Genomic DNA, 24,504 nt, shown 5'->3' with positions numbered 1-24,504 from the left:
GTCCATGGACAAGGCGGTGACTTCCCCCAATCGACGCGCAGGATTGCGCGCAGGCGTCGTGGCGCTTGCCGTCGTGGCCTGTGTGCTGGCGGTCTGGCTGTTCCTGCGGGGCCGCGCCGCGCCGCCCGCCGCGCCCGAGCCGGTGGTGCCGGTGGCGACAACGTCCGTGCGCCAGCAAGACGTGGCGCGTTATCTGACGGGCGTGGGCACGGTGACGGCGGCGGCCAGCGTGACGGTCAAGGCGCGCGTGGACGGGCAACTGGACAGCGTGGGTTTCGTCGAAGGGCAGGACGTGAAGGCCGGGCAGGTGCTGGCCAATGTCGACCCGCGCGCCTTGCAGGCCCAACTGGCGCAGGCGCAGGCGCAGCGGGCGAAGGACCAGGCGACGTTGCTGAACGCCCGCCTGGACTTGCAGCGCTACACCCGTCTGCAGCGCGAGGACGCCGCCACGCAGCAGACGCTGGACGCGCAGCGCGCGCTGGTGGCGCAACTGGAGGCCGCGACGCAGACCGATGACGCGCAGATCAGCTATGCCCGGGTGCAGCTGGACTACACGCGCATCGTGGCGCCGATCGCGGGCCGGGTAGGCGCGCGGCTGGTGGACCCGGGCAACATCGTGCACGCCGCCGACGCGAACGGCCTGGTCGTGATCAACCAGATCGATCCGATCACCGTGCAGTTCTCGTTGCCCGAAGAGTCGGTGCCCGCGATCAACGCCGCCATGGATCGCGGGCAGCCGCTGCCGGTGGTGGCCTATGCGCGCGACAGCAACGAACCGCTGGAAACCGGAACGCTGGTGTTGCTGAACAACCAGATCGACACCACCACCGGCACGGTGCAGCTCAAGGGCCGCTTCGACAACCCCCGCCACCGTCTGTGGCCGGGCCTGTATGTGAACGCCCGGCTGGTGCTGGACGCGCACGAAAGCGCGCTGACCGTGCCGGTCGCCGCCGTGCAGCGTAGCCAGACCGGCACCTACGTGTACGCGGTGGATGGCGATGGCGTGGCGCAGCCCCGTGCCGTGAAGGTCGAGCGGATGCAGGACGGCGTGGCGGTCATCCAGGATGGCCTGAGCGCCGGGCAGCGCGTGGTGGTGGACGGGCAGTACAAGCTGAAGCCGGGCAGCAAGGTGCGCGAGCTGGCGGCGGCTTCGGCGCCGGCCGCGGGCGGGAGCGCGAAATGAGCATCTCGGCCAATTTCATCAAGCGGCCCATCGGCACGTCGCTGCTGGCGCTGGCGATCCTGCTGGTGGGGATCGCGGCCTGGCCGCTGCTGCCCGTGGCGCCCTTGCCGCAGGTGGACTTCCCGACGATCCAGGTGCAGGCCAACCTGCCTGGCGGCAGTCCGGAGACGATGGCGTCCAACGTGGCGCAGCCGCTGGAGCGGCAGTTTTCGCTGATCGCCGGCCTGTCGCAGATGACCTCGGTCAGCGCCATCGGCAACACGCAGATCACCTTGCAGTTCGACCTGAACCGCAGCATCGATTCGGCGGCGGTGGACGTGCAGGCGGCCATCAACGCCGCCACCGGGCAGTTGCCGGCGAACCTGCCGAACCCGCCGACGTTTCGCAAGGTCAACCCCGCCGATGCGCCCATCATGGTGATGGCGGTGCAGTCCGACACGCTGCCGCTGATCCAGGTGAACGATTTCGCCGACAACATCCTGGCCCAGCAGATCTCGCAGATTTCCGGCGTGGGGCTGGTGAACATCGGTGGCCAGCAAAAGCCCGCGGTGCGGATCCAGGTGGATCCGGGCAAGCTGTCGGCCCTGGGCCTGAGCCTGGAAGACATCCGGGGCGTGATCGCCACCACCACGGTCAATCAGCCCAAGGGCACCATCGACGGCGCGCGCCAGAGCTTCACCACCTATACCAACGACCAGTTGCTGTCGGCCGCGCAGTGGAACGACATGGTGCTGGCCTACCGCAACGGCGCGCCGATCCGGGTGCGCGACGTGGGCGTGGCGGTGGACGGGCCCGAGAACACCAAGCTGGCAGGCTGGGCCTACGCGGGCAAGGCCTCGCCGCCCGACAATACGATCACCAACGGCCGGTCGATCGTGCTGCAGATCAGCAAGCAGCCGGGCGCCAACGTCATCGAGACCGTGGACCGCATCCGCGCGGCGCTGCCTCGACTGGAGGCGTCGATCCCGCCGTCGGTGCACGTGAACACCATCATCGACCGCACCCAGACGATCCGGGCCTCAGTCACGGACGTGGAATTCACGCTGACGCTCACCATCATCCTGGTGGTGTTGGTGATTTTCCTGTTCCTACGCAACGTGGCGGCCACGCTGATTCCGTGCGTCACGGTGCCGCTGGCGCTGATGGGCACGGCCGCCGTGATGTACGTGGTGGGCTTCAGCCTGGACAACCTGTCGCTGATGGCGTTGACGATCGCCGTCGGCTTCGTGGTGGACGACGCCATCGTGATGCTGGAGAACGTCTACCGGCATGTGGAGGCCGGCATGTCGCCGATGGAGGCCGCCTACAAGGGCGCCGGTGAAATCGGCTTCACCATCGTGTCGATCTCGGTGTCGCTGATCGCGGTGTTCATCCCGCTCTTGCTGATGGGCGGTATCGTCGGGCGCCTGTTCCGCGAGTTCGCCGTGACGGTGACGCTGGCCATCGTGGTGTCGGTGCTGGTGTCGCTGACGCTGACGCCGATGCTGTGTTCGCGCTACCTGAAGGACCATCACGGCGAGCGGCATGGCCGCCTGTACCAGTTGTTCGAGCGCGGCTTTGACGCCATGCTCCACGGCTACGAGCGCGGGCTGAAGCTGGTGCTGCGGCATCAGTTCGCCACGCTGTGCGTGTTCCTGGCGACCGTCGCCTGCACAGTGGCGCTGTTCATGGTGATCCCGAAGGGCTTCTTCCCGCAACAGGACACGGGCTTCATCTTCGGCTTTGCGGAGTCGGCGCAGGATTCGTCGTTTTCGCTGATGAACCAGCGCATGATCCAGATGGCCGACGTGATCCGGCAGGACCCGGATATTGCCAGCTTCGGGTTCAACGGCAGCCAAAGCACGTACAACACCGGCAACTTCTATATCGGCTTGAAGCCCAAGGACGAAGGCCGCACCGCATCCGCCGACGAGGTGATCGCGCGGTTGCGTCCGCAGCTGGCCAAGCTGGAAGGCGTGACGCTGTTCATGCAGGCCGGGCAGGACATCAATGTGGGCGGGCGCTTGTCGCGCACGCAGTACCAGTACACGTTGACCGATTCCAGCCTGGACGAACTGAACGTCTGGGCGCCGAAGCTGCTGACGGCGTTTCGGGGCCTGCCGCAACTGACCGATGTGGCGTCCGACCAGCAGAACGCGGCGGCCACGGCGTCGTTGACGATTGACCGCGCGCGGGCGTCGTCGTTCGGCATTTCGCCCGCGCTGATCGACGCCACGATCTACGACGCGATCGGCCAGCGCCAGGTGGCGCAATATTTCACGCAGATCAACAGCTACCACGTGATCCTGGAGGTGATGCCCAAGCTGCAACAGGACCCCAGCTTGTTCTCGAAGCTGTACCTGACCTCGCCGCTGACGGGCCAGCAGGTGCCGCTGTCGACCTTCGTGAAGCTGGATACCGACAAGACGGCCTATCTGTCGATCAGCCACCAGGGCCAGTTCCCGGCCGTGACCATCTCGTTCAATCTGGCGCCGGGGGCGTCGCTGGGCGATGCCGTGCAGGCAATCCAGCAGGCGCAAAGCGGGATGGGCGCTCCCGCCAGCCTGGCGGGCGCCTTCCAGGGCACGGCCAAGGCCTTCGGCGATTCGCTGTCGACCCAGCCCTACCTGATTGCGGCGGCGCTGATCGCCGTCTACATCGTGCTGGGCCTGCTGTACGAAAGCTATATCCATCCGCTGACCATCCTGTCCACGCTGCCGTCCGCGGGCGTCGGCGCGCTGCTGATCCTGATGGCGGGCGGGTATGACCTGAGCGTGATTGCGCTGATCGGCATCATCCTGCTAATCGGCATCGTGAAGAAGAACGGCATCATGATGATCGACTTCGCGCTGACCGCGGAGCGCGAGCACGGCATGGCACCGGCCGAGGCGATCTACCAGGCTTGCGTGCTGCGCTTTCGCCCCATCATGATGACGACCATGTGCGCACTGCTCAGCGGCCTGCCGTTGATGCTGAGCCATGGCCAGGGGTCCGAGCTGCGGCGGCCGTTGGGGTATGCAATGGTGGGCGGCCTGATCGTGTCGCAGGCGCTGACCCTGTTCACGACGCCTGTCGTCTACCTGTACCTGGACCGCGCACACTACTGGTACATGGAACGCAAGGCGGCGCGGGCGGCCAGGAAGGCGGCCAGGACGGCCACGGCGAACGGGGCGAGTGGGACGAGTGGGGCGAACCCGCCCGGGATCGCGCCGCCGGACGGACTTGAGTCAAAATAGGGGTCAACCGTAGGGCTTGCGGGGCGGCACATGAAAATCCTGATAGTCGAAGACGAACTGAAGACGGCGGATTACCTGCGCAAAGGCTTGGGCGAACAGGGCTGCGCCGTCGACGTCGCACACAACGGCATCGACGGCCAGCACCTGGCCCTGGAACACGATTACGACGTGATCGTGCTGGACGCCATGCTGCCGGGCATGGACGGCTTTGCCGTGCTGCGGTCGCTGCGCACCGTGCGGCAGACGCCCGTCATCATGCTGACCGCCCGCGACGGGGTCGAAGACCGCATCCGCGGCCTGCACGACGGGGCGGACGATTACCTGGTCAAGCCCTTTTCCTTTCTTGAACTGCTGGCGCGCCTGCAGGCGCTGACCCGGCGCGGCCGTGCCCAGGAGCCCGTGCAGTTGCGCATCGGAGACCTGCAGATCGACCTGATCAGCCGCAAGGCCTGGCGGGCGGGCACGCGGCTGGACCTGACTGCCAAGGAATTCGCGTTGCTGGCCGTGCTGGCGCGCCGCCAGGGTGAGATCCTGTCCAAGACGGCGATTGCCGAACTGGTCTGGGACATGAACTTCGACAGCAACGTCAACGTGGTGGAAGTCGCCATCAAGCGCTTGCGCGGCAAGGTGGACGCCCCGTTCGGCCGCCGCCTGCTGCACACGATCCGGGGCATGGGCTACGTGCTGGAGCTGCGCGACGACGGGGCAGGCCAATGAGGGGCCTGCGGTGAGGCGCCTGTTGAAGGCGTCGCTGAAGGCGCGGCTGCTGATCCTGTACGCGGTGGCGGCGGCGGCGACCTTTGCGCTGACGGGCGTGGCGCTTTACGGCGTGCTGGACCGCCAGCTGGACCGCATCCAGCAGGACGCGCTGCGCACCACCGCGCAGGAAGTCGGCTATTCGCTCACTCGCAGCGTCGACCCCGAGCGCTGGGGGCGCTTCAAGACCAAGCTGGATACCTTGACGCCCGCCGACGGCAGCCTGCGCTTCTGGGTGCTGTCGGATGACCCCGCCTACGAGTACGGCAAGGGGCTGGCCGACATCAGCAGCCTGGAGCGCAACCCCGACGGCTTCGGCAAGATCACCTTGCCGGACCGCGAGGATGCCTTGCGCACGCTGACCGTCACCGTGGATGCGAACCAGGCCCGCCCGCAGGTGCGCCTGATCGTGGGCATGGACTCGGCGCCCTACGCCCATACGTTGCGCTACTTGCTGTGGGCGATGGCGGGCCTGTCGCTGACGGCCATCCTGCTGATGGCGTTGCTGGGCTTCTGGGTGACGCGCGTGGGGTTGCGGCCATTGAACCGCCTGTCGGCCGAGGCCCGTGCGCTGCGGCCCAGCGCCTTGTCGCAGCGCTTGAGCATGGCCGAGCTGCCGGTGGAACTGGAAGACCTGGCAACGTCATTCAATGGCGCACTGGCTCGCCTGGAAGACGCCTACAACCAGTTGGAGGCATTCAATGCCGACGTGGCGCACGAGATGCGCACGCCACTGACCAACCTGATCGGCCAGACCCAGGTGGCGTTGTCGCGCCGGCGCAGTTCGGACGACCTGCAAGAGGTGTTGCAATCGAACCTCGAGGAGCTGGACCGCTTGCGGGCCATGATCAACGACATGCTGTTCCTGGCGCGTGCCGACCAGGGCGAGGCTGCGACCGGCCGTATCCATGCGGTGCTGGCGGACGAGGTCGGCAAGACCGCCGAGTTCTTCGAATTCCTGCTGGACGAGGCCGGCATGCGGGTGCGCATCGACGGCGACCGCGAAGCCAGCGCGCTGATCGACACGGCCTTGTTCCGGCGCGCCGTGACGAACCTGTTGCAGAACGCGATCCAGTATTCCGCGCCGGGCGCCGAGATCGTGATCGACATCCTGCGGCGCGGCGACAGGCTGGAGGTGGCCGTCAGCAATGCCGGGCCGCCGATCGCGCCGGAGCATCTGCCGCACCTGTTCCAGCGCTTCTACCGCGTGGACGCGGCGCGCCGCGGCGATGGAGAGGAGCATAGCCACGGCCTGGGGCTGGCCATCGTGAAGGCCGTGGCCGCCATGCATGGCGGCGAGGTGTCGGCCAGCAGCGCGGACGGGACGACGCGCATTGCCTTCAGCGTGGACGCGCAGCCGCCGCGGCAGGCGGCACACCGCTAGGCGGCGGGTGCGAACAGGCGGGCGAGTTCCAGTTTCTGGATCAGCAGGCCGGTCGCCGTGGCCAGGCGCGTGGCCGGCCGGTGGCGGGCGCTGGCCAGCACCAGGTTGTTGGTGATCTTGGGCGACCCGATGTCGCAGAGCGACAGCGCGTGCTCGGCGGCCGGGCCGCGGGCAGCCGAGCGCGGCAGGATGGCATAGGCGTCGCCTTGCGCCGCGAGTTCCACGATGGTCTGCACGGCGTCGACTTCGGCGGCCACCTTCAGGCGCACGCCTTGGGCGCGGCAGATGCTTTCCACCAGCGTGCGGATGGCGTTGGGCAGGCTGGGCAGCACCAGCGGATAGTCGCCCAACTGCGCCACCGCGACCCGAGCAGGCAGCGGCGGCTGGTGCCCCATGGCAGCCGCCAGCACCAGGTCTTCGCGAAACAGCGATTCATAAGCCAGCTGGGGCGAGGGCGGCGGGTCGTACAGCAACGCCAGGTCTACCCGGCCAGCCAGCAGCCATTCGCGGACCTGCGCGCTCAGGCCTTCAGCCACCGCGATGGAGGCGTCGGGAAAGCTGCGGCGAAACGCCTGCACCAGGGGCGGCGTCAGCACGCGGGCAATGCGTGGCGGCAACCCCACGACAACCTTGCCGGTCGGCGTTTCGCGCAGGGTCTGCAGGTCTTCCTTGGCGCGCTCGGCCAGGGTCAGCAGGGCGCGGGCGTGCTCCAGAAACCGCAGGCCGGCTTCGGTGGGTTCGGCGCCACGACCGTTGCGGTACAGCAGGTGCTGCCCCAGCTCCAGTTCCAGCAGGCGAACCTGCCGGCTGAGTGTGGGTTGCGCCACGTCCAGCATTTCGGCGGCGCGCGAGAAACTGCGCCGCTCGGCGACCCTGACGAAGTACTCGATCTGCTTGAGGTCCATCGGATATTTGGTTTATCTATATCTGAAATCAAAGATATAGCATTGTTTGGCAGCCCGCAATCCGGGACGATGTCGTTTTCCCCGCAGGAACCGCCCGTGCCTGATTGCCGTCCCCCGCTTGCGTCACCCTCCCGCCCTCGCCACGCGTTGCCGCCTGGCGCTTGCGACACGCATTGCCACGTCTTCGGACCGGGCGACGTGTTTCCGTACGCCGAGGGCCGGTCCTATACGCCGCCCGATGCGCCGTACGCGAAGATGGCAGCGTTGCACGCCCATCTGGGCGTGGAGCGGGCCGTGGTGGTGCAGGCCAACTGCCATGGAGCCGACCACAGCGCCTTGCTGGATGCGCTGGCCCGAAGCGGCGGCCGTTACCGCGGCGTGGCATTGCTGGGCGCGGATGCCACGGCGGCCAGCGTGAAGCTATTGCATGACGGCGGCGTGCGCGCCGCGCGGTTCAATTTCGTGCCGCATCTGGGCGGCGCACCTGAACCGGCGGTGTTCGACCACGTCGTGTCCCTGATCGCGCCGCTGGGCTGGCACCTGTGCCTGCATGTGGACGGGGCGATGTTGCCGGACCTGTTGCCGCGCCTGCTGGCGCTGCCGGTGCCATTCGTCGTGGACCACATGGGCCGGCTGAAGGCGACCGACGGATTGGATTCGCCCGCGATGCGCGCATTGCTGAGCCTGGCCGACGTGCCGCAGGCCTGGGTCAAGGTGTCGGGTATCGACCGCATCGCTTCCGGTCAGCGTCCGTTCGCCGAAGGCATCCCGTTCGTGCGCGCGCTGGTTGAGGCCATGCCGGACCGCACCTTGTGGGGCACCGATTGGCCGCACCCGAACGTCGCGGGCGACATGCCCGACGATGGCGAACTGGTGGACACGTTCTTTGACGCGTGTCCCGATGCCGCGCTGCGCCAGCGCGTGCTGGTGGACAACCCGGCGCGGCTGTACGGATTCAAGTAGACGGCGCGGCCGTCACGGCAAGCAAAAAAACATTCCATTCAACGAGGAGACACCATGTTCAAGAAAATTCTCTCGGCCACCGTGCTGAGCCTGGCCGCGTTTGGCGCGGCGCACGCCGACGGCCCCGTCCGCCTGATCATCGCATTCCCGCCCGGCGGCCCGGTGGACCTGGTGGGGCGCGTGCTGGCCGAGCAGCTGGGCAAAGAGCTCAAGCAGCAGGTCATCGTCGAAAACAAGGCGGGCGCCAACGGCAACATCGCCGCGGCCTATGTGGCCAAGGCGCCAGGCGATGGCTCGGTGCTGTTCTTGACCAGCGTGGGCGCCGTCGCGATCAGCCCGGCGCTGTACAAGGACCTGCCGTACGATCCGGTGCGCGACTTTGCGCCGGTCTCCAAAGTGGTGAACAACGCCACGGTGTTCGTGGTGAACCCGTCCAATCCGGCCACCGATGCCGCCGACTTCGTGGCGAAGTCGCAGGCGGCCAAGCAGTCGGTCGCGATCGGCTCGTCGGGCATCGGCAGCATTCCACACCTGACCATGGAAATGTTTGCCGACGCCAGCAAGGCCAACGTGCTGCACGTGCCGTACAAGGGCGCCGCGCCCGTCATCAACGACGTGATGGGCAATCAGGTGGCCGGCTTCTTCGGTGACGTGCCGGGCCTGATCGGCCACATCCAGGGCGGCAAGCTCAAGCCGCTGGGCATTGCCGCGCCCACCCGCCATCCGCTGCTGCCGGACGTGAAGACGCTGGCCGAGCAGGGCATCGCCGGTGTGGAATCGAACAACTGGTACGGCATCGTGGCGCCGTCGTCCACGCCGGCGGCCACCGTCGACAAGCTGAACCAGGCGGTGCGTGCCGCCTTGGGCAACGAGGCCGTGCGCGCCAAGCTGGAGAAGTTCGGCGCCCAGGCCGCGGCCAGCTCGCCGCAGGAGCTGGCCGCCTTGATCGCGTCGGACCGCGACAAGTGGACCGCGCTGATCCAGCGCAAGAACATCCGCCCGGAGTAAGCATGAGCGCAAGCCGAGTCTCGCCCGTCGTACCGGGCACCCGCCCGGCGCTGGCCACGCTGGAGGCGCGCATCAGCGCCGCGCGCGGCCGGATATCGCCGCTGTACCAGGTATTGCTGAACAGCCCTGCCGTGGTGGAAGGCTGGGAAGCCATGCTGACCGCCATCCGCCAGAAAACGTCGCTGGCGCCGCGCCTGCGCGAGCTGATCATCCTGCGAGTGGCGACGTTGAACAACGCGCCCTACGAGTTCGAGGCGCACGTGCCGCACGCGCTGGCCGGCGGCATGCCGCAGGCGGTGATCGATGCGCTGCGCAGCAACCCGGCGCCGGAGACGGTGCAAGGGTTGGCGCCGGGAGAGGCCGAGGTGCTGGCGCTGACCGACGCGATGACGCGCGATATCGAGGTGCCCGACGCGGTGTTCGCGCCTTTGCGCGCCCGCTACGACGACACGCAACTGGTGGAATTGACGGCGACGGTCGGGGCGTACAACATGGTGTCGCGCTTCCTGGTGGCGTTGCGCGTCGGCCATTGAAAGGAGAAGACAGTGCAGGAAACGGTATTGCTGGTGTCGCTGGGTGAACGCTTCGATGAAGCGCGCGCGACGGACATGGCCCAACGCTTGACCGACGGGCTGGCCGGTGTCGCGGTCAGCGCGTTCGCGGCGGTGGAAGAAGAGGACACCTACGTGTACCTGCGTGGTGCGCGCGATGCGTTGCCTGAAATCCAGGCGCGCCTGGCGGAAAGCTTTCCCGGCGCGCGGGCACGCGTGCTGCACAAGACGCTGGACCTGCCGGGCGCGTCAGCCGGGCAGGATGCGCCCTGGCACTACATCGTGGAAACCGACGTGGTGCCCGAGGCCGAGGCGGACCTGAACGCCTGGTACGACCAGGAGCATCTGCCCGGCCTGGCCTCGGTGCCGGGCACGGTGCGTGCGTTGCGCTACGAATGCCGCGACGAAGCGCCGCGCTATCTGGCCTGCTACGACCTGCACACCCGCGAGACCTTCGGCAGCCCGCCGTGGCTGGCCGTGCGCGCAACCGACTGGAGCAGCCGCGTGCGGCCATCGTTCCGCAATACGCGCCGTACGATGTTCAAGAAGATCCTGTAAACCCAGCGGGCGGCAGACCCGACCGGAGAAGACATGATGATGAAGCAATTGCTAGCCGGCCTGGCGTTGTCGTGCGCCGTCGTGGCGGCGTCGCCCGCGTTGGCTGATGCGCCACGGCGCGTCAATGTGCTGGTGGGTAACGGCGCCAGTATCGAGGTGCTGGACCAGGGGCAGGGGCCCGCGCTGGTGCTGCTGCCGTCGCGCGGCCGTGGCGCCGAGGATTTCGATGAACTGGCCGCGCGCTTTGTGCAGGCCGGCTACCGCGTGCTGCGTCCGCAGCCGCGCGGCATAGGACGCAGCACGGGGCCGATGTCCGGCATCACGCTGCACGACCTGGCCGACGATCAAGCCGCAGTGATCCGCAACGTGGCACGCCAGCCGGTGGTGATGGTGGGCCATGCCTTCGGTAACTGGGTGGCCCGCACGACCGGCGTGGACCATCCCGAACTGGTGCGCGGGGTGGTCATCGTCGCCGCCGCGGCCAAGCAGTACCCCAAGGGCTTGAGCGAACATGTGGACCGCAGCGCCGAGCTGTCGCTGCCCGACGCCGAGCGGCTGAAGTCCATCCAGTACGCTTTCTTCGCGCCTGGCAACGACGCCCGCGTGTGGTTGAACGGCTGGTACCCCGAGGTCAGCGAAAGCCAGCGCCTGGCGGGCAAGGCCACGAGCCAGTCCGACTGGTGGTCGGGCGGGGCCAAGCCCTTGCTGGACCTGCAGGCGGGGCTGGACTTGTTCAAGCCGCCCGCCACCCGCAACGAGATCAAAGACGAATTCGGCAGCCGGGTGTCGGTCGTGGTGATCGAGGGGGCAGGGCACGCCCTGGTGCCCGAGAAGCCACAGGAAGTAGCCGACGCCATTGCGGCCTGGGAACGCACGCTGCGCTGATTGCCGACTGCATCAAAAGCCAAGGGCCTGGATACCGCAAGATATCCAGGCCCTTTTTCCGTGCCGTACCGGGTTATTTGATCTGGCCCAGCAGCAGGAATTCCATCAGCGCCTTTTGCACGTGCAGGCGGTTTTCGGCTTCGTCCCAGACCACGCTTTGCGGGCCGTCGATGACTTCGCCGGTGACTTCCTCGCCGCGGTGGGCGGGCAGGCAGTGCATGAAGACGGCTTCGGCGTCGGCCGCGGCCATCATTTCGGCATCCACGCACCAGTCGGCGAACGCGGCGCGGCGTTCTTCGTTTTCGGCTTCGTAGCCCATGCTGGTCCAGACGTCGGTCGTGACTAGGTGTGCGCCCTGGCATGCCTCCATCGGGTCCTTGAACTGGCGCAGCACCTTGGGCGACGGCGTGCCGATGCGCGAGGCCTCAAGCTCGTAGCCGGCGGGCGTGGACACATGCAGCGTGAAGCCCAGCATTTCGGCGGCGTGCAGCCACGTGTAGGCCATGTTGTTGGCATCGCCCACCCAGGCGACCGTCTTGCCGGCGATGGGGCCGCGGTGCTCGATGTAGGTGAAGATGTCCGCCAGGATCTGGCAGGGGTGGAATTCGTTGGTCAGGCCGTTGATGACGGGCACGCGCGAGTGCGATGCGAAGCGCTCGATGCGGGTCTGCTCGAACGTGCGGATCATAACGATGTCGACCATGCGCGAAATGACGCGCGCCGTGTCTTCGATGGGCTCGGAGCGGCCCAATTGGGAATCGTTCGAGGTCAGGTTGATGACCGAACCGCCCATCTGGTACATGCCGGCTTCGAAGGACACGCGGGTGCGGGTGCTGGCCTTTTCGAACACCATCGCCAGCGTGCGGTCGTGCAGCGGCATATGGGGTTCGTATCGCTTGAACTTTTCTTTGATCAGGCGTGCGCGGTCCAGCACGTAAGCGATTTCCGCGGACGAGAAGTCCTTGAACTGGAGAAAATGCCGCAACGGGCCGTTTTGAGTCGTGGGAGGAGTCATGGTGATGTCGCAGGTCATTGGACCCGGCCAGGCTCGTGGCCCGGGCGGGACGTGGAATTGGAGGTTTCGGCCAGGAACTGTTGGATGAGCGGAACCAGCGTGCTGACGATCTGGTCCGCCTCTTGCTGGTTCAGAATCAGGGGTGGCAGCATGCGGATGACGCGGTCGCGCGTGACGTTGATGAGCAGGCCGGCTTCCAGCGCGCGCAGGGCCAGCACACCGCAGGGGCGTGCCAGTTCGATGCCCAGCATCAGGCCGCGGCCGCGGACTTCGGTGACGCCGTCCGTGTCTGCCAAGGCACGACCGAGCGCTGCTTTGAGATAGGCGCCCACGGTGTGGGCGTTGTCCAGCAGGTGCTCGGATTCCAGGGCGTCCAGCACGGCCAGCCCGGCCGCGCACACCAGCGGGCCGCCGCCGAAGGTGGTGCCGTGGCTGCCCGGGGTGAAGACGCCCGCGGCGGGGCCGGCGGCCAGCATGGCGCCGATGGGCACGCCGCCGGCCAGGCCCTTGGCCAGCGTCATGACGTCCGGCGTGATGTCCGCCCATTGATGGGCGAACCATTTGCCGGTGCGGCCGATGCCGGACTGCACTTCGTCAATCATCAGCAGCCAGCCGCGTTCGGTGCACAGCCGGCGTACTGCCTGCAGGTAGGCGATGTCGGACGGGCGGATGCCGCCTTCGCCTTGCAGCACTTCCAGCAGCACCGCCGCGGTGCGCGGCTCGGCGTCACCGGCGGCGCGCACGGCGTCGATGTTGTTGTATGCCACCTGGATGAATCCCGTGGGCAGGGGTTCGAAGCCCTTGCGGGCCTTGTCGCTGCCTGTGGCCGCCAGCGTGGCCAGCGTGCGGCCATGCCAGGACGAATCCATGGTGATGATGTGGGCGTGCTTGTTGCCGCGCTGGTAGGCATAGTAGCGCGCCAGCTTGATCGCGGCCTCGTTGGCTTCCGAGCCGCTGTTGTTGAACGCAACTTCCTGCATGCCGGACAAGGCCGTCAGGCGGGCGGCAAGCGCCGCCTGCTGCGGCACTTCATAGATGTTCGACGTATGGATGACGCGCGCGGCCTGCTCGCTGATGGCGGCAACGAGTTTCGGGTGGGCATGGCCCAGGCACGACACGCCGATGCCTGCCAGCGCGTCCAGATACTTGCGGCCTTCGGCATCCCACAACCAGACCCCCTGGCCGTGCGTGAACGCAACCGGCAGACGGGCATAGATATTGGCCAGAGACGAGGTCATTGCGGATCCTCCTGGGGGATTACCAAAAAGCGCCCCTCGTGGGGCAGCAAGCCGAAGGTGCAGCGTGGTGGCCCTTTGCCCCCGCGGGGGGCAGCAAGCCGAAGGCGCAGCGTGGGGGCCCTTTTTTGTGACGTTTTCTGTAAGAAACGTCATTTGGAAGAGGGCAAAGGATCAATCATATACAATTCGCGGCGCAGGGCGCATGTTTGATCACGCCGAAGATCCGGCTTTCGTGAAAGGCGCGCTGTAGTGAAAGAACTCATGGCAACTCGCGTCAGACAATTCGTAATTCATGGCGTTACCGAAAGCGGTAGCCGATTCCGCCCCAGCGATTGGGCGGAGCGGCTCGCCGGCGTAATGGCACAGTTCCGGCCCGCCGGCTGTGCTGGTAACCACCTCACCTATTCGCCCTACGTGCTGCCCGTCGTCATCGACGGCGTGCGCGGAGTCGTGGTCGACCTGCGTTTGCGCGACCTGGAACCGCTGGCGTACAAGTTCGTGGTGGATTTCGCTCGCGACAACAACCTCAAGACGGAAGAACGCGAAATCTAGGCCCCAGAACCGAAAAGCGCCCCGACCGGGCGCTTTTCTCATTCTTGGGGACACCTGCGCGCCCATCGGGCGGGTCCGCGCCTACGCGGTCCGTCCGTGCACGGCATAGCCGCGTTCAGGTTCCGTAGCGGTCCAGGATCTTGCGGATGTCGCGCACGCCCGAGCCGTCCGTGCTCAGCAGCGCCCGCGCGGTGACCGACTCCAGGTGATGCTCCAGCAGATGCAGCACGTGCTTTTCATCGCGCGCGCGCAGGCCTTCCACGATCTCCATGTGCTCGCTGACCGCGCATTCGCTTGAATGCGGGCGGCCGTAAAGCGCCAGGATCAACGAGCAGCGGGACACGATCTCGTTCACATAGCGGGCGTACACCGCATTGCCCGACAGCTCGGCCATCAGAATGTGAAATTCGCCCGACAGCCGGATGGATTCGTTCGTGCTGTTGCGCTTGCGGGCCTCTTCCTCTTGCGCCACGTGCTGCGCCAGGCGCGTCAGCCCCGCTTCGGTGATGTGCTGCAGCAGTCGGCGGGCGACGTCGCGTTCCAGGCAGCGGCGCGCCTCGAAGATGTCGTGCGCCTCTTCCAGACTGGGGCGCGCCACCGCGGCCCCCCGGTTCGGTCGCAGATCCACCAGCCCTTCGCTGAACAAGCGCGTCAATACTCCCCGCACGATCGTCCGGCTGACGCCGAAGCGGTCGCCAATGACGTCTTCAGGCAGCTTGTCGCCCGGCAGCAGGGCCTGCTCGATGATGGCGCGGCGCAAATTTATGTATACGATTTCGCTGCGGTTTATGTCTTTCTTGGCGGGCTCGTTAGCCGGCGGCGCGAGAGGTTTCATCTTCTTCTTAGGCTCCTGTGCATGCGCGTTTTCATTGTGTTGGAAAGGTCCGGCATCCGCTGCCGGCGCGCACGGCGGGGTGTAGGCAAGCATACTACACCGGGCGGTAAGGGTTAGCGATAGCTTGAAGGCAGCAACCAAGCGCGTACATTGTCGGCATAAATCGTATACAAACATTTATACAAAAACGGTGCGTATGGGCCGAATGAAGTGAATTGTTTGTATACAAACCGATAGAGGTTTGTTCCATGTCTGCCATGCCCGACGCCGTCGCCATCGATCGGCCCGCTTTCACGCCGTACCGCCTGCTGGTGGTCAACGGCAACACCACTTCCGACCTGACCGTCAGCCTGGCCGCGCAGGCGCGCGCTTTCTTTGGCGGCGCCGCCGACGTGCATGCCGTCACCGCCACGTTCGGGCCCGCCTATATCGCCAGCCGCGTCGAGGCAGCTGTTGCGGCCCATGCGGTGCTGGAGACCGTTGAGCGCGAGGCGACGCGGGCCGAGGCGCCGTTCGACGCCTGCCTGCTGGCCTGTTTCGGAGAGCCCGGCATCGGCGCCGTGCGCGAATGCCTGCCCGTGCCCGTCGTGGGCATGGCCGAAGCTTCCATCATGGCCGCTATGCAGCGCGGCGACCGTTACGCCATCGTGACCGTGGGCCAGCGTTGGCCCGGCATGCTGCGCGAACAGATCCGCCAACTGGGGCTGGAGTCCCGCTGCGCCGCCATCATCGCCTTGCCCGGCAACGCGCTGGACTACGTGTCGCGGTCGCCCGAGTCGGCGGCCGAGGTCAGCCGTGCGCTGGACGCCGCCGTGGCGCAGGGCGCCGACGTGGTGATTGTGGCGGGCGCCGCCTTGGCCGGCTACCTGCCAGCCCTGCCGCGCCGGCCCGCCGTGCCCATCATCGATTCCTACCGCGCCGCCCTGGCGCAGGTGCTGGCCTTGGCTTCGCTGGACCGGGCCCAGCGCCTTTGCGCGGCGGCCTGATCCGCCCGGGCTCGACCCGATTGCTTCACGCATTTAGCCGGGCCCGGTCCCGGCGACTTCAAACCGGTATTTCAGAACGATAGACAAGGGAGAGTTGCAGCCATGAAGACGTTGCTCAAATGGACCGCCGGGGCAGTGATCGCGCTGTCCGCCATCACCGGGGCCTCCGCCGCCAACACGCTGAAGTGGGGCGCCGCGCGCGACCTGGATTCGCTGGATCCGTATTCCTACGGCAGCACCTTCAACCTGGCGTTCCTGAACCACGTGTACGAAGCGCTGATTCGCTACGACGACAAGTTCAACATTACGCCCGCGCTGGCTGAGTCCTGGGAGGCCACGTCGCCCACCGTGCTGCGCTTCAAGCTGCGCCAGGGCGTGAAGTTCCACAACGGCGCGCCGTTCACCGCCGACGACGTGGTGGCCTCGATGACTCGGGTGTCGGACGACGCCTCGCCGCTCAAGGGCAACCTGCCCGCCTTCAAGGCGGTGCGCAAGGTCGATGACTTCACCGTCGATATCGAGATGACGCATCCGTACCCGCTGATGCTCAACGACCTGACCAACATCTTCATCTTCAACCGCCAGTGGCTGGTGGATAACAACAGCACCAAGCCGACGGATGCCGCGAAGAAGATCGAAGGCTACGCCACGCACAACGCCAACGGCACCGGTCCGTTCAAGGTGGAGTCGTACCGCCCGGATACGCGGACCGTGCTGGTCGTGAACAAAGACTGGTGGGACAAGCCCCGCCACAATCTGGATCGTATCGAGTTCACGCCCATCGCCTCGGCGCCGACGCGGGTGGCGGCCCTGCTTTCGGGCGACATCAACTTCACCGAAAACGCCCCGCTGCAGGATCTGGACCGCCTGCGCGCGGCGCAGAACGTGAAGGTGCTGGCGGCGACCGAATTGCGCACGCTGTACTTCGGCTTCAACCTGGGCGACAAGCTCGTCGGTTCCAACATCACCGACAAGAATCCGCTCAAGGATCTGCGCGTGCGCCAGGCGTTGTACATGGCGCTGTCGCCCGACCTGCTGCAAAAGCGCGTGATGCGCGGCTTGTCGCGCACCACGGGCGCGCTGGTGGCCCCGTCCATTCCGGGATACGAGGCCAAGCAGGAAGAGCGGCTGCCGTTCGATGCGGCCCGCGCCAAGAAGCTGCTGGCCGATGCCGGCTACCCCGACGGCTTCACGCTGTCTTTGCTGTGCTCCAACGACATGTTCGTGAACGAGGAAGAACTGTGCCAGGCCGCCGCCTCGATGTGGGCGCGGATCGGCGTGAAGGCCACGCTGGCCAGCGGCCCGCGTTCGCTGCAGAACCCCAAGCGCTCGCGCGGCGAGTTCGACATCACCATCCACGGCTGGGCCAACGAGCCGCAGATCGACGCCTTGTCGATCCTGCTGCAGGTGATGCACAGCCGCACAGGCCCGGCGGGCGTCTTTAACTGGGGCCAGTGGGGCGACGCCGCGCTGGACGCGAAGATCGATGCCGCCGCCGCCGAGATGGACCGCCCGAAGCGCATCCAGATGATGGCCGAGGTATTGCAGACGCTGCACGACGATGTGCGCTTCCTGCCGCTGCACCAGCAGCCCATGGCCTGGGCGGTGGGCGCCAACGTGGGCGAAGTGCTGCAGATGCCGGACAACAAGGCGCGGCTGTGGAACGTGCGCATGCAGTGATGCGTGCCTGAGCGGGCCGCCGCGCGCCAGCGTCGGGCGCGGCGGCCCTGAGTCTGACATCGGGTCTGAAGGGAGCCGCACATGCTGGCATTCATTGTTAGACGGGTTTTCAACGCGGTTGGCGTGATGCTGGCGGTGGCGTTGCTGGCCTTCGTGATTTTCCGTTTTGTCGGCGACCCCGTCGACATGATGTTGAACGAGCAGGCCTCGCAGACGCAGCGCGACGAACTGCGCGAGCGGCTGGGCTTGAACGCGTCGGTGGGCATGCAGTTCGTGCACTTCGTGACGAATGCGGCGCAAGGCGAGTTCGGCATTTCCTACCGCAACCAGCAGGACGTGTTCGCGCTGGTGGCCGAACGGTTTCCTGCCACCTTCGAACTGGTGATGATGGCCACGCTGCTGTCGCTGGTCATCGGCGTGCCGCTGGGCGTGCTGACGGCCATCTACCGCAAGTCGAGGGTGGCGCAGGCCCTGCAGTTCGTGTCCATCCTGGGCATTTCGCTGCCCAGTTTCGTGGTGGGCATCATGCTGATCCTGATATTTTCGGTGCAACTGGGCTGGCTGCCCGGTTTCGGCCGCGGCGATACGGTGAAGATCGGGTGGTGGTCCACGGGCCTGTTGACGCCTTCGGGCCGCGCGGCGCTGGTGCTGCCGTCGATCACGCTGGCGTTGTTCCAGATCACGCTGATCATGCGGTTGGTGCGGGCCGAGATGCTGGAGACGCTGCGCACCGAGTTCATCAAGTTTGCCCGGGCCCGCGGCCTGCCGGACCGCGTGGTGCATTTCCGGCTGGCGCTGCGCAACTGTCTGATGCCCGTCATTACCGTGACGGGCATGCAGATCGGCAACCTGATCGCGTTCGCGCTGATCACGGAAACCGTCTTCCAGTGGCCGGGCATGGGGCTGCTGTTCATCCAATCGGTCATGTTCGTGGACATCCCCGTCATGGCCGCCTATCTGGTGATCGTGTCCTTCATCTTCGTGGCACTGAACACGCTGGTGGACATGATGTATGGCGTGGTCGATCCGCGCCTGCGCAGCCAGCACGTCAAAGGAGGCGCCAATGCTCACTAAACCTTTCTCGGGCGGCGCGCAGAGCCGGCTGTCGCGTTTCCTGCAAAGCGACCTGTGGTGGAGCCTGCGGCACGACTACGTGGCGATGGGCGCAGGCATCGTGCTGCTGGTGGTGGTGCTGCTGGCCCTGTTCGCGCCGTGGATCGCGCCGCAGAATCCCTATGACCTGGCGCAGCTGGACTTGCTGAATGCCGAACTGCCGCCCTTCTGGGTGGAGGGCGCCGACCCGCAGTACCTGCTGGGCACGGACACGCAGGGCCGCGACGTGTGGTCGGCCATCCTGTATGGCTCGCGCATGTCGCTGGTAATCGGCCTGGCGACGGTGGTGCTGTCGCTGGCGATCGGCCTGTTGGTGGGGTTGGCAGCCGGCTATTTCGGCGGCTGGATCGACAACGCGCTGATGCGGGTGGGCGATACGCTGTTGAGCATCCCCACGATTCTTGTCGCCATCCTGGTGACGGCGGTGTTCCGGCAGCTGCTGCCGCCGGGCCTGCGCGAAACACTGTCGTCCGTGATCCTGATCCTGGCCATTTCGATGACCAACTGGGTGCAGTACGCCCGCACGGTCCGGGCGTCGGCGCTGGTCGAGCGCGGCAAGGAATACGTGCAGGCGGCGCGCCTGATCCGGGTCAGCCCGTTGCGCATCATGCTGACGCACATCCTGCCCAACACGCTGACGCCCGTCATGGTGACCGCCACGCTGAACCTGGGGCTGGCCATCCTGATCGAGGCGACGCTGAGCTTCCTGGGCGTGGGCATGCCGCCCACCGAGCCGTCGCTGGGCACGCTCATCCGCCTGGGTAACCAGTTCCTGTTTTCGGGGCAGTGGTGGGTGGTGGTCTTCCCCGCGCTGTATCTGAGCCTGATCGTGCTGGTGGTGAACCTGCTGGGCGACTGGCTGCGCGATGCCCTGAATCCCCGTTTGCGCTGAAGGCGCACCGTTTCAATAGAGGTCAAGCATGGAAAACGCAACGCTATATACCCAAGTGCGCCCGGCCGGCGGCGAGCTGACGTCGGTGCTGGTGCGCGATGGGCGCATCCAGGCGCTGGGCGGCGCGGCCCCCGCCGGCGTGCCGGTGGTGGATGGCGGGGGCGCCCTGTTGCTGCCTGGGCTGATCGACGCCCACGCGCATCTGGACAAGACGATGTATGGCATGCCCTGGTATCGCAACGAGGTGGGGCCGCGGCTGATCGATAAGATCGAGAACGAGCGCACCGAGAAAAAGCGCCTGGGCATCGACCCGTATCGGCAGTCGGCGCGGCAGATCGTGATGTCGATCGCCGACGGCACCAGCCACATTCGCAGTCACGTGGACGTGGATACGGAGATCGGGCTTGCGGCCATCGAAGGCGTGATGCGCGCCCGCGAGCAGTACCGCGACCAGATCGACGTGGAACTTGTGGCCTTCCCGCAAAGCGGGCTGCTGATCCGCCCGGGCACGCTGGAACTGATGGACGAGGCCCTGCGCATGGGGGCGGAAGTCGTGGGTGGGCTGGACCCGGCCGGCATGGACCGCGATCCCAAGGGGCATCTGGACGCCATCTTCGGCCTGGCCGACAAGCACGGCAAGCCGATCGACATCCACCTGCACGAGGCCGGCGAACTGGGCGCGTTTTCGATGCAGATGACGATCGACCGCGTGCTGGCGCTGGGCATGCAGGGCAAGGTCACCCTGTCGCATTCGTTCTGCCTGGGCATGACGGACACGCAGGCCGTGCAGGCGCTGACCGATGGCCTGCTGGAGGCGGGCGTGCACATCATGACGACGGGATCCGCGTCGCGTCCCGTGCCCAATGTGGCGCGCCTGCGCCAGGCCGGCGTCACGGTCTGTACCGGCAACGACGGCATGCGCGACACCTGGGGCCCCTACGGCAAACCCGACATGCTGGAACGCACGATGCTGGTGGGCTTGCGCAACAACTTCCGGCGTGACGACGAACTGGCGCTGGCGCTGGACGTGGCCACCTACGGCAACGCGCGCGTCATGGATCTGGCCGACTACGGCCTGGCGCCCGGTTGCCATGCGGACTTCGTGCTGGTGGACGCCGAAACGGTGGCCGAAGCGATCGTGTCGCGGCCCGTGCGCAAATTGGTCGTCAAGCGGGGCCGCGTGGTCGCCCGCGACGGCCGCGCGCTGGTGGAGGCGCCCTGATGCGCGCCGCCGAAGGCCCGATCTTGCTGACTGCCCGCTGGGTGGTCGGCCATGAAAACGGGCGGCACTGCCTGTACGAGAACGGCGAAGTCGTCTTCGAAGGCAACCGCATCGTCTATGTCGGCCATCGCTATCCGGGGCAAGTCGCGCGCCGCCATGACTACGGCCGCGCAATGATCGGCCCGGGCTTCGTGGACCTGGACGCGCTGTCGGACCTGGACACGACCATCCTGGGTTTCGACAATTCTCCCGCCTGGCGCAAGGGCCGCATCTGGCCGGAAACCTACATGAAGCAGGGGCCGTACGAGATGTACACCCCCGCCGAACTGGCCTTCCAGAAGCGCTATGCCTTCGCGCAGCTGATCCGCAACGGCATCACCACCGCGTTGCCCATCGCGTCGCTGTTCTATCGCGTCTGGGGCGAGACTCGCGACGAATTCCTGTCGGCCGCCAACGCGGCGGGCGAACTGGGGCTGCGCGTGTACCTGGGGCCGGCGTACCGCAGCGGCCATACCTATGTGGATGGCGAGGGCAAGATCCGTTGCCATTACGACGAGGCGCGCGGCATGGCCGGCCTGGCCGAGGCCGTGGCGTTCTGCGACGAGATCGAAGGCCGCCACGACGGCCGCGTGCGCGCCATGCTGTCACCCGACCGCATCGAGACCTGCACGCCAGGCCTGTTGCGCGCATCGGCCGCTGCCGCGCGCGAGCGCGACATCCCGATCCGGCTGCATTGCTGCCAGTCGCGCCTGGAATACGACCTGGTGCTGGAGCAGCACGGCATGAGCCCGCCCGAGTGGCTGCAAAGCCTGGATTTCCTGTCCGAACGGGCCTTGCTGCCGCACGGCACCTACGTGTCCGGTTCGCGCCACATACAGCGGCCGGGGCGAGACATCGAAATCATCCGCGACGCGGGCGCCAGCATCGTGCATTGCCCGTTGGTGTCGGGACGCCACGGCGCAACGCTGGAGTCGTTCGCACGCTACCGCAAGATGGGGGTGAACATCGGCATGGGCACCGACACCTGGCCGCCCGACATGGTGTTGAACATGCAGGTGGGAATGATGCTGTGCCGGGTGGTCGAAGGCTCCACCGAAGCCGTGCGCTCGGAGGACTATTACGACGCCGCCACGGTCGGCGGCGCCGATGCCCTGGGCCGGCCCGACCTGGGCCGGCTGGCGGTGGGCGCCAAGGCCGACATCGTCGTGTTCGACTTCTCGCACGACCGCAACGGCCAGATGATCGACCCGATCCAGACGCTGATGGTCAGCGGCAGCGGGCGCGACGTGTCGCAGGTGATCATCGACGGCCGCTTCGTCATGGTGGATGGCCATATCGCGGGCTTTGACGCGCGCCTGGCGCAAGAGCAGGCGCAATCGCAGTTCGACGGCGTGATCGCGCGCTACCCCGACCGCACCTGGGGGCATCCCCCGGTCGACCAGATTTTCTCGTCCAGCTATCCGCGTCTCGCAAGGAGCCCGTCATGATGGCAATCCTACCGCGCCCGGCTGCGCCAACGGCCAACGCCGCACCCGCCTCGACCCCGACCTTGTCCGTGCGCGGGCTGTCGGTGGAATTCCCGACCCGCCACGGCATCCTGGTGGCCACGCGCGATATCAGTTTCGACATCCAGCCCGGCGAAATCCTGGGCATGGTGGGCGAGTCCGGCGCGGGCAAGTCCTTGACCGGCATGGCGGTGATCGGCCTGCTGGAGCCGCCCGGACGCCTGGGCAGCGGCGAGATCCACCTGGCGGGCAAGCGCATCGACAACCTGCCGCCCAAGGCGCGCCAGCGGCTGCGCGGCAAGGAAATCGGCGCGATCTTCCAGGATCCGCTGACTAGCCTGCACCCCTTGTTCACGGTCGGCGACCAACTGGTCGAAACCATCCGCCACCACGACAAGTGCTCCGCCGCCGCCGCGCGCGCCCGGGCGCTGGAACTGCTGTTGGCCGTGGGGATCCCGGCGGCCGACAAGCGCATCGACCACTATCCGCACCAGTTCTCGGGCGGCATGCGCCAGCGCGTGGTGATCGCGCTGGCCCTGGCGGCCCGGCCTGCGCTGATCATCGCGGACGAACCGACGACCGCGCTGGACGTGTCCGTGCAGGCGCAGATCACGGCGCTGTTGCGCCGGCTGTGCCGGGAACAAGGCACGTCGGTGCTGCTGGTGACTCACGACATGGGGGTGATCGCCGAGACCGCCGACCGTGTGGCCGTGATGTACGCCGGTCGCATCGTGGAAATCGGCCCGGTGTTGGACGTGCTGCGTCGTCCCGGCCACCCCTATACCCAGGGCCTGATGAATGCCATCCCGGGCCTGCGCCAGCGTGCCGCACGGCTGAACCAGATCGACGGCGCCATGCCGCGCCTGCACGCCATGCCCGACGGCTGTGCGTTCCATCCCCGCTGCGCCCAGGCCGGGCCACGCTGCGCGCAGACGCGCCCGCCGCTGGCCGCATCCCCCGCAGGCGCCACCGTCAGCGCCTGCTGGCTGCATCAAGGAGGAGTCGCTCATGCCGCGTAACGATGACCTGCTGCTGCGGGCCGAAGACCTGGCCTGCTGGTTCGACGTATCGCCGCCCTGGCTGGAACGCACGCTGTCGCGCCAGCCCGAGCAAACGCTGAAGGCGGTGGACGGCGTGTCCCTGGCGGTGCCGCGAGGCACCACGCTGAGCATCGTGGGCGAATCCGGCTGCGGCAAGTCCACGCTGGCCAAGCTGCTGGTGGGCCTGGTGGCCCCCACACGCGGCAAGCTGGAGTACGGCCGCAACCGCGCCGGCGGCGTGCTGCATCCCCAGATGATTTTCCAGGACCCCTATGCCAGCCTGAACCCGCGTTGGCGCGTGGGCAACATCGTGGCCGAACCGATCATCACGCTAGGCCTGCGTAGCACGCCCGCCGACACGCGGCGGCGGGTCGATGAACTGCTGGAACTGGTCGGCCTGTCCGCCAGCGACGCCGGCCGCTTCCCCCACGAGTTCTCGGGCGGCCAGCGCCAACGCATTTCGATCGCGCGCGCCTTGGCAACCGAAGCCGAGTTCCTGGTCTGTGACGAACCCACTTCCGCGCTGGACGTGTCGGTGCAGGCGCAGATCCTGAACCTGATGGGCGACCTGCAAAAGGAATTCGGCCTGACGTACGTGTTCATCAGCCACAATCTGTCAGTCGTGCGCCACGTGTCCGACAGCGTGGCGGTGATGTATTTGGGCAGGATCGTCGAGCAGGCGGCCGCCGACCAGTTGTTCGATTCGCCGCAGCATCCGTACACGCGGATGTTGCTGGACACGATTCCAGACCTGGAAGACCCCAGGCGCGACCGGGAACCGATGGGCGGCGAAGTGCCGAACCCGATCCAGCCGCCGGCGGGGTGCACGTTTCATCCCCGCTGTCCGGATGCCCGGCAAGAGTGCCGCGTGGAAGTGCCGGAGGTGAGCAGCGTGGGTGGGCGGCAGTTACGGTGTCATGCGGTGAGGTGGGAGAGGGGGGCGGTGGCGGCTTAGTTGTTGTGCTGCTGGGGAGGGTGTTCTTTTGACGCCTGGCACGTGGGTGGCCTGGGACGCGCG

22 protein-coding genes are annotated in these 24,504 nt (G+C 66.9%); 18 read left to right on the top strand and 4 right to left on the bottom strand.

All coding sequences use genetic code 11. The features are described 5' to 3' along the window. Positions 1–4 precede the first annotated feature (4 nt). The 4 genes from AC3WMU_RS29435 to AC3WMU_RS29420 are packed head-to-tail and all read left to right on the top strand — an operon-like array spanning position 5 to position 6,538. Entirely contained in the window at positions 5–1,183 is a 1,179-nt protein-coding gene (locus AC3WMU_RS29435) for an efflux RND transporter periplasmic adaptor subunit (protein ID WP_492283375.1), read from the top strand. Continuing rightward, on the top strand, positions 1,180–4,398 hold the full coding sequence (locus tag AC3WMU_RS29430) for an efflux RND transporter permease subunit (RefSeq protein WP_492283374.1): 3,219 nt from the start codon (positions 1,180–1,182) through the stop codon (positions 4,396–4,398). The genes AC3WMU_RS29435 and AC3WMU_RS29430 overlap by 4 nt, the downstream gene beginning before the upstream one ends. A 30-nt stretch (positions 4,399–4,428) precedes the next feature. After that, positions 4,429–5,115, top strand: coding sequence for a heavy metal response regulator transcription factor (locus AC3WMU_RS29425; protein WP_280030046.1), 687 nt, complete (start codon positions 4,429–4,431; stop codon positions 5,113–5,115). Between the two features lie 22 nt (positions 5,116–5,137). Next, entirely contained in the window at positions 5,138–6,538 is a 1,401-nt protein-coding gene (locus AC3WMU_RS29420; protein WP_492283378.1) for a heavy metal sensor histidine kinase, read from the top strand. On the opposite strand, the gene AC3WMU_RS29415 is transcribed toward AC3WMU_RS29420, so the two are convergent. After that, positions 6,535–7,443: a LysR family transcriptional regulator gene (locus tag AC3WMU_RS29415; RefSeq protein ID WP_492283373.1), complete on the bottom strand. Its 909-nt coding sequence runs from the start codon at positions 7,441–7,443 to the stop codon at positions 6,535–6,537. The two genes, AC3WMU_RS29420 and AC3WMU_RS29415, sit on opposite strands and share 4 nt — an antisense overlap. Before the next feature lie 96 nt (positions 7,444–7,539). Between AC3WMU_RS29415 and AC3WMU_RS29410 the strand changes: the two genes are divergently transcribed. Genes AC3WMU_RS29410 through AC3WMU_RS29390 form a run of 5 tightly spaced genes read left to right on the top strand, consistent with a single transcriptional unit; the run spans position 7,540 to position 11,408 of the window. Continuing rightward, positions 7,540–8,406: an amidohydrolase family protein gene (locus AC3WMU_RS29410; protein ID WP_492283372.1), complete on the top strand. Its 867-nt coding sequence runs from the start codon at positions 7,540–7,542 to the stop codon at positions 8,404–8,406. A gap of 54 nt (positions 8,407–8,460) precedes the next feature. Further along, entirely contained in the window at positions 8,461–9,414 is a 954-nt protein-coding gene (locus AC3WMU_RS29405; protein ID WP_006224921.1) for a Bug family tripartite tricarboxylate transporter substrate binding protein, read from the top strand. A gap of 2 nt (positions 9,415–9,416) precedes the next feature. Continuing rightward, positions 9,417–9,947 carry a carboxymuconolactone decarboxylase family protein gene (locus AC3WMU_RS29400; RefSeq protein WP_006224920.1) on the top strand — a complete coding sequence of 177 codons (531 nt, stop codon included), beginning with the start codon at positions 9,417–9,419 and terminating at the stop codon, positions 9,945–9,947. Between the two features lie 12 nt (positions 9,948–9,959). Then, positions 9,960–10,523, top strand: a complete 564-nt coding sequence (locus AC3WMU_RS29395; RefSeq protein ID WP_492283371.1) for a hypothetical protein — start codon at positions 9,960–9,962, stop codon at positions 10,521–10,523. Between the two features lie 33 nt (positions 10,524–10,556). Next, a complete protein-coding gene (locus tag AC3WMU_RS29390) occupies positions 10,557–11,408 on the top strand; it encodes an alpha/beta fold hydrolase (RefSeq protein WP_492283370.1) in 852 nt (283 codons plus the stop codon). 73 nt (positions 11,409–11,481) lie between these two features. On the opposite strand, the gene argF is transcribed toward AC3WMU_RS29390, so the two are convergent. Both argF and AC3WMU_RS29380 read right to left on the bottom strand, forming a co-directional pair. Next, positions 11,482–12,423 carry an ornithine carbamoyltransferase gene (gene argF / locus AC3WMU_RS29385; protein ID WP_006224917.1) on the bottom strand — a complete coding sequence of 314 codons (942 nt, stop codon included), beginning with the start codon at positions 12,421–12,423 and terminating at the stop codon, positions 11,482–11,484. Between the two features lie 14 nt (positions 12,424–12,437). After that, positions 12,438–13,661, bottom strand: coding sequence for an aspartate aminotransferase family protein (locus tag AC3WMU_RS29380; protein ID WP_492283369.1), 1,224 nt, complete (start codon positions 13,659–13,661; stop codon positions 12,438–12,440). Between the two features lie 261 nt (positions 13,662–13,922). Between AC3WMU_RS29380 and AC3WMU_RS29375 the strand changes: the two genes are divergently transcribed. Beyond that, positions 13,923–14,213 carry a DUF3579 domain-containing protein gene (locus AC3WMU_RS29375; protein WP_006224915.1) on the top strand — a complete coding sequence of 97 codons (291 nt, stop codon included), beginning with the start codon at positions 13,923–13,925 and terminating at the stop codon, positions 14,211–14,213. A 115-nt stretch (positions 14,214–14,328) separates the two neighbouring features. On the opposite strand, the gene AC3WMU_RS29370 is transcribed toward AC3WMU_RS29375, so the two are convergent. Continuing rightward, complete coding sequence (locus AC3WMU_RS29370) at positions 14,329–15,048, bottom strand: GntR family transcriptional regulator (protein ID WP_006224914.1); 720 nt, start codon at positions 15,046–15,048, stop codon at positions 14,329–14,331. 248 nt (positions 15,049–15,296) lie between these two features. Between AC3WMU_RS29370 and AC3WMU_RS29365 the strand changes: the two genes are divergently transcribed. The 8 genes from AC3WMU_RS29365 (at position 15,297) to AC3WMU_RS29330 (ending at position 24,441) form a co-directional block, all read left to right on the top strand. Next, positions 15,297–16,034 (top strand): aspartate/glutamate racemase family protein, encoded by a 738-nt coding sequence (locus AC3WMU_RS29365; protein ID WP_492283368.1) that lies wholly within the window; start codon positions 15,297–15,299, stop codon positions 16,032–16,034. A gap of 102 nt (positions 16,035–16,136) precedes the next feature. Then, positions 16,137–17,714: an ABC transporter substrate-binding protein gene (locus tag AC3WMU_RS29360; RefSeq protein ID WP_006224912.1), complete on the top strand. Its 1,578-nt coding sequence runs from the start codon at positions 16,137–16,139 to the stop codon at positions 17,712–17,714. A gap of 81 nt (positions 17,715–17,795) precedes the next feature. Further along, the gene (locus AC3WMU_RS29355; protein WP_006224911.1) at positions 17,796–18,788 is read left to right on the top strand and encodes an ABC transporter permease; all 993 of its coding nucleotides are present in this window, start codon (positions 17,796–17,798) and stop codon (positions 18,786–18,788) included. Beyond that, on the top strand, positions 18,778–19,719 hold the full coding sequence (locus AC3WMU_RS29350; RefSeq protein ID WP_424625742.1) for an ABC transporter permease: 942 nt from the start codon (positions 18,778–18,780) through the stop codon (positions 19,717–19,719). The genes AC3WMU_RS29355 and AC3WMU_RS29350 overlap by 11 nt, the downstream gene beginning before the upstream one ends. Positions 19,720–19,747: 28 nt before the next feature. Then, entirely contained in the window at positions 19,748–20,941 is a 1,194-nt protein-coding gene (locus AC3WMU_RS29345) for an amidohydrolase family protein (protein ID WP_492283367.1), read from the top strand. Further along, a complete protein-coding gene (locus AC3WMU_RS29340) occupies positions 20,941–22,428 on the top strand; it encodes an amidohydrolase family protein (RefSeq protein WP_492283366.1) in 1,488 nt (495 codons plus the stop codon). The genes AC3WMU_RS29345 and AC3WMU_RS29340 overlap by 1 nt, the downstream gene beginning before the upstream one ends. Further along, positions 22,425–23,465 (top strand): ABC transporter ATP-binding protein, encoded by a 1,041-nt coding sequence (locus AC3WMU_RS29335; RefSeq protein ID WP_006224907.1) that lies wholly within the window; start codon positions 22,425–22,427, stop codon positions 23,463–23,465. The genes AC3WMU_RS29340 and AC3WMU_RS29335 overlap by 4 nt, the downstream gene beginning before the upstream one ends. Further along, positions 23,455–24,441: an ABC transporter ATP-binding protein gene (locus AC3WMU_RS29330; RefSeq protein ID WP_492283365.1), complete on the top strand. Its 987-nt coding sequence runs from the start codon at positions 23,455–23,457 to the stop codon at positions 24,439–24,441. The genes AC3WMU_RS29335 and AC3WMU_RS29330 overlap by 11 nt, the downstream gene beginning before the upstream one ends. Positions 24,442–24,504: the final 63 nt, after the last annotated feature.

It is taken from the genome of Achromobacter sp. FW305-C-13 (genome assembly GCF_058783475.1).
The sequence above is the reverse complement of the archived record's forward strand: the minus strand, read 5'-3'. Positions and strand labels throughout refer to the sequence as shown.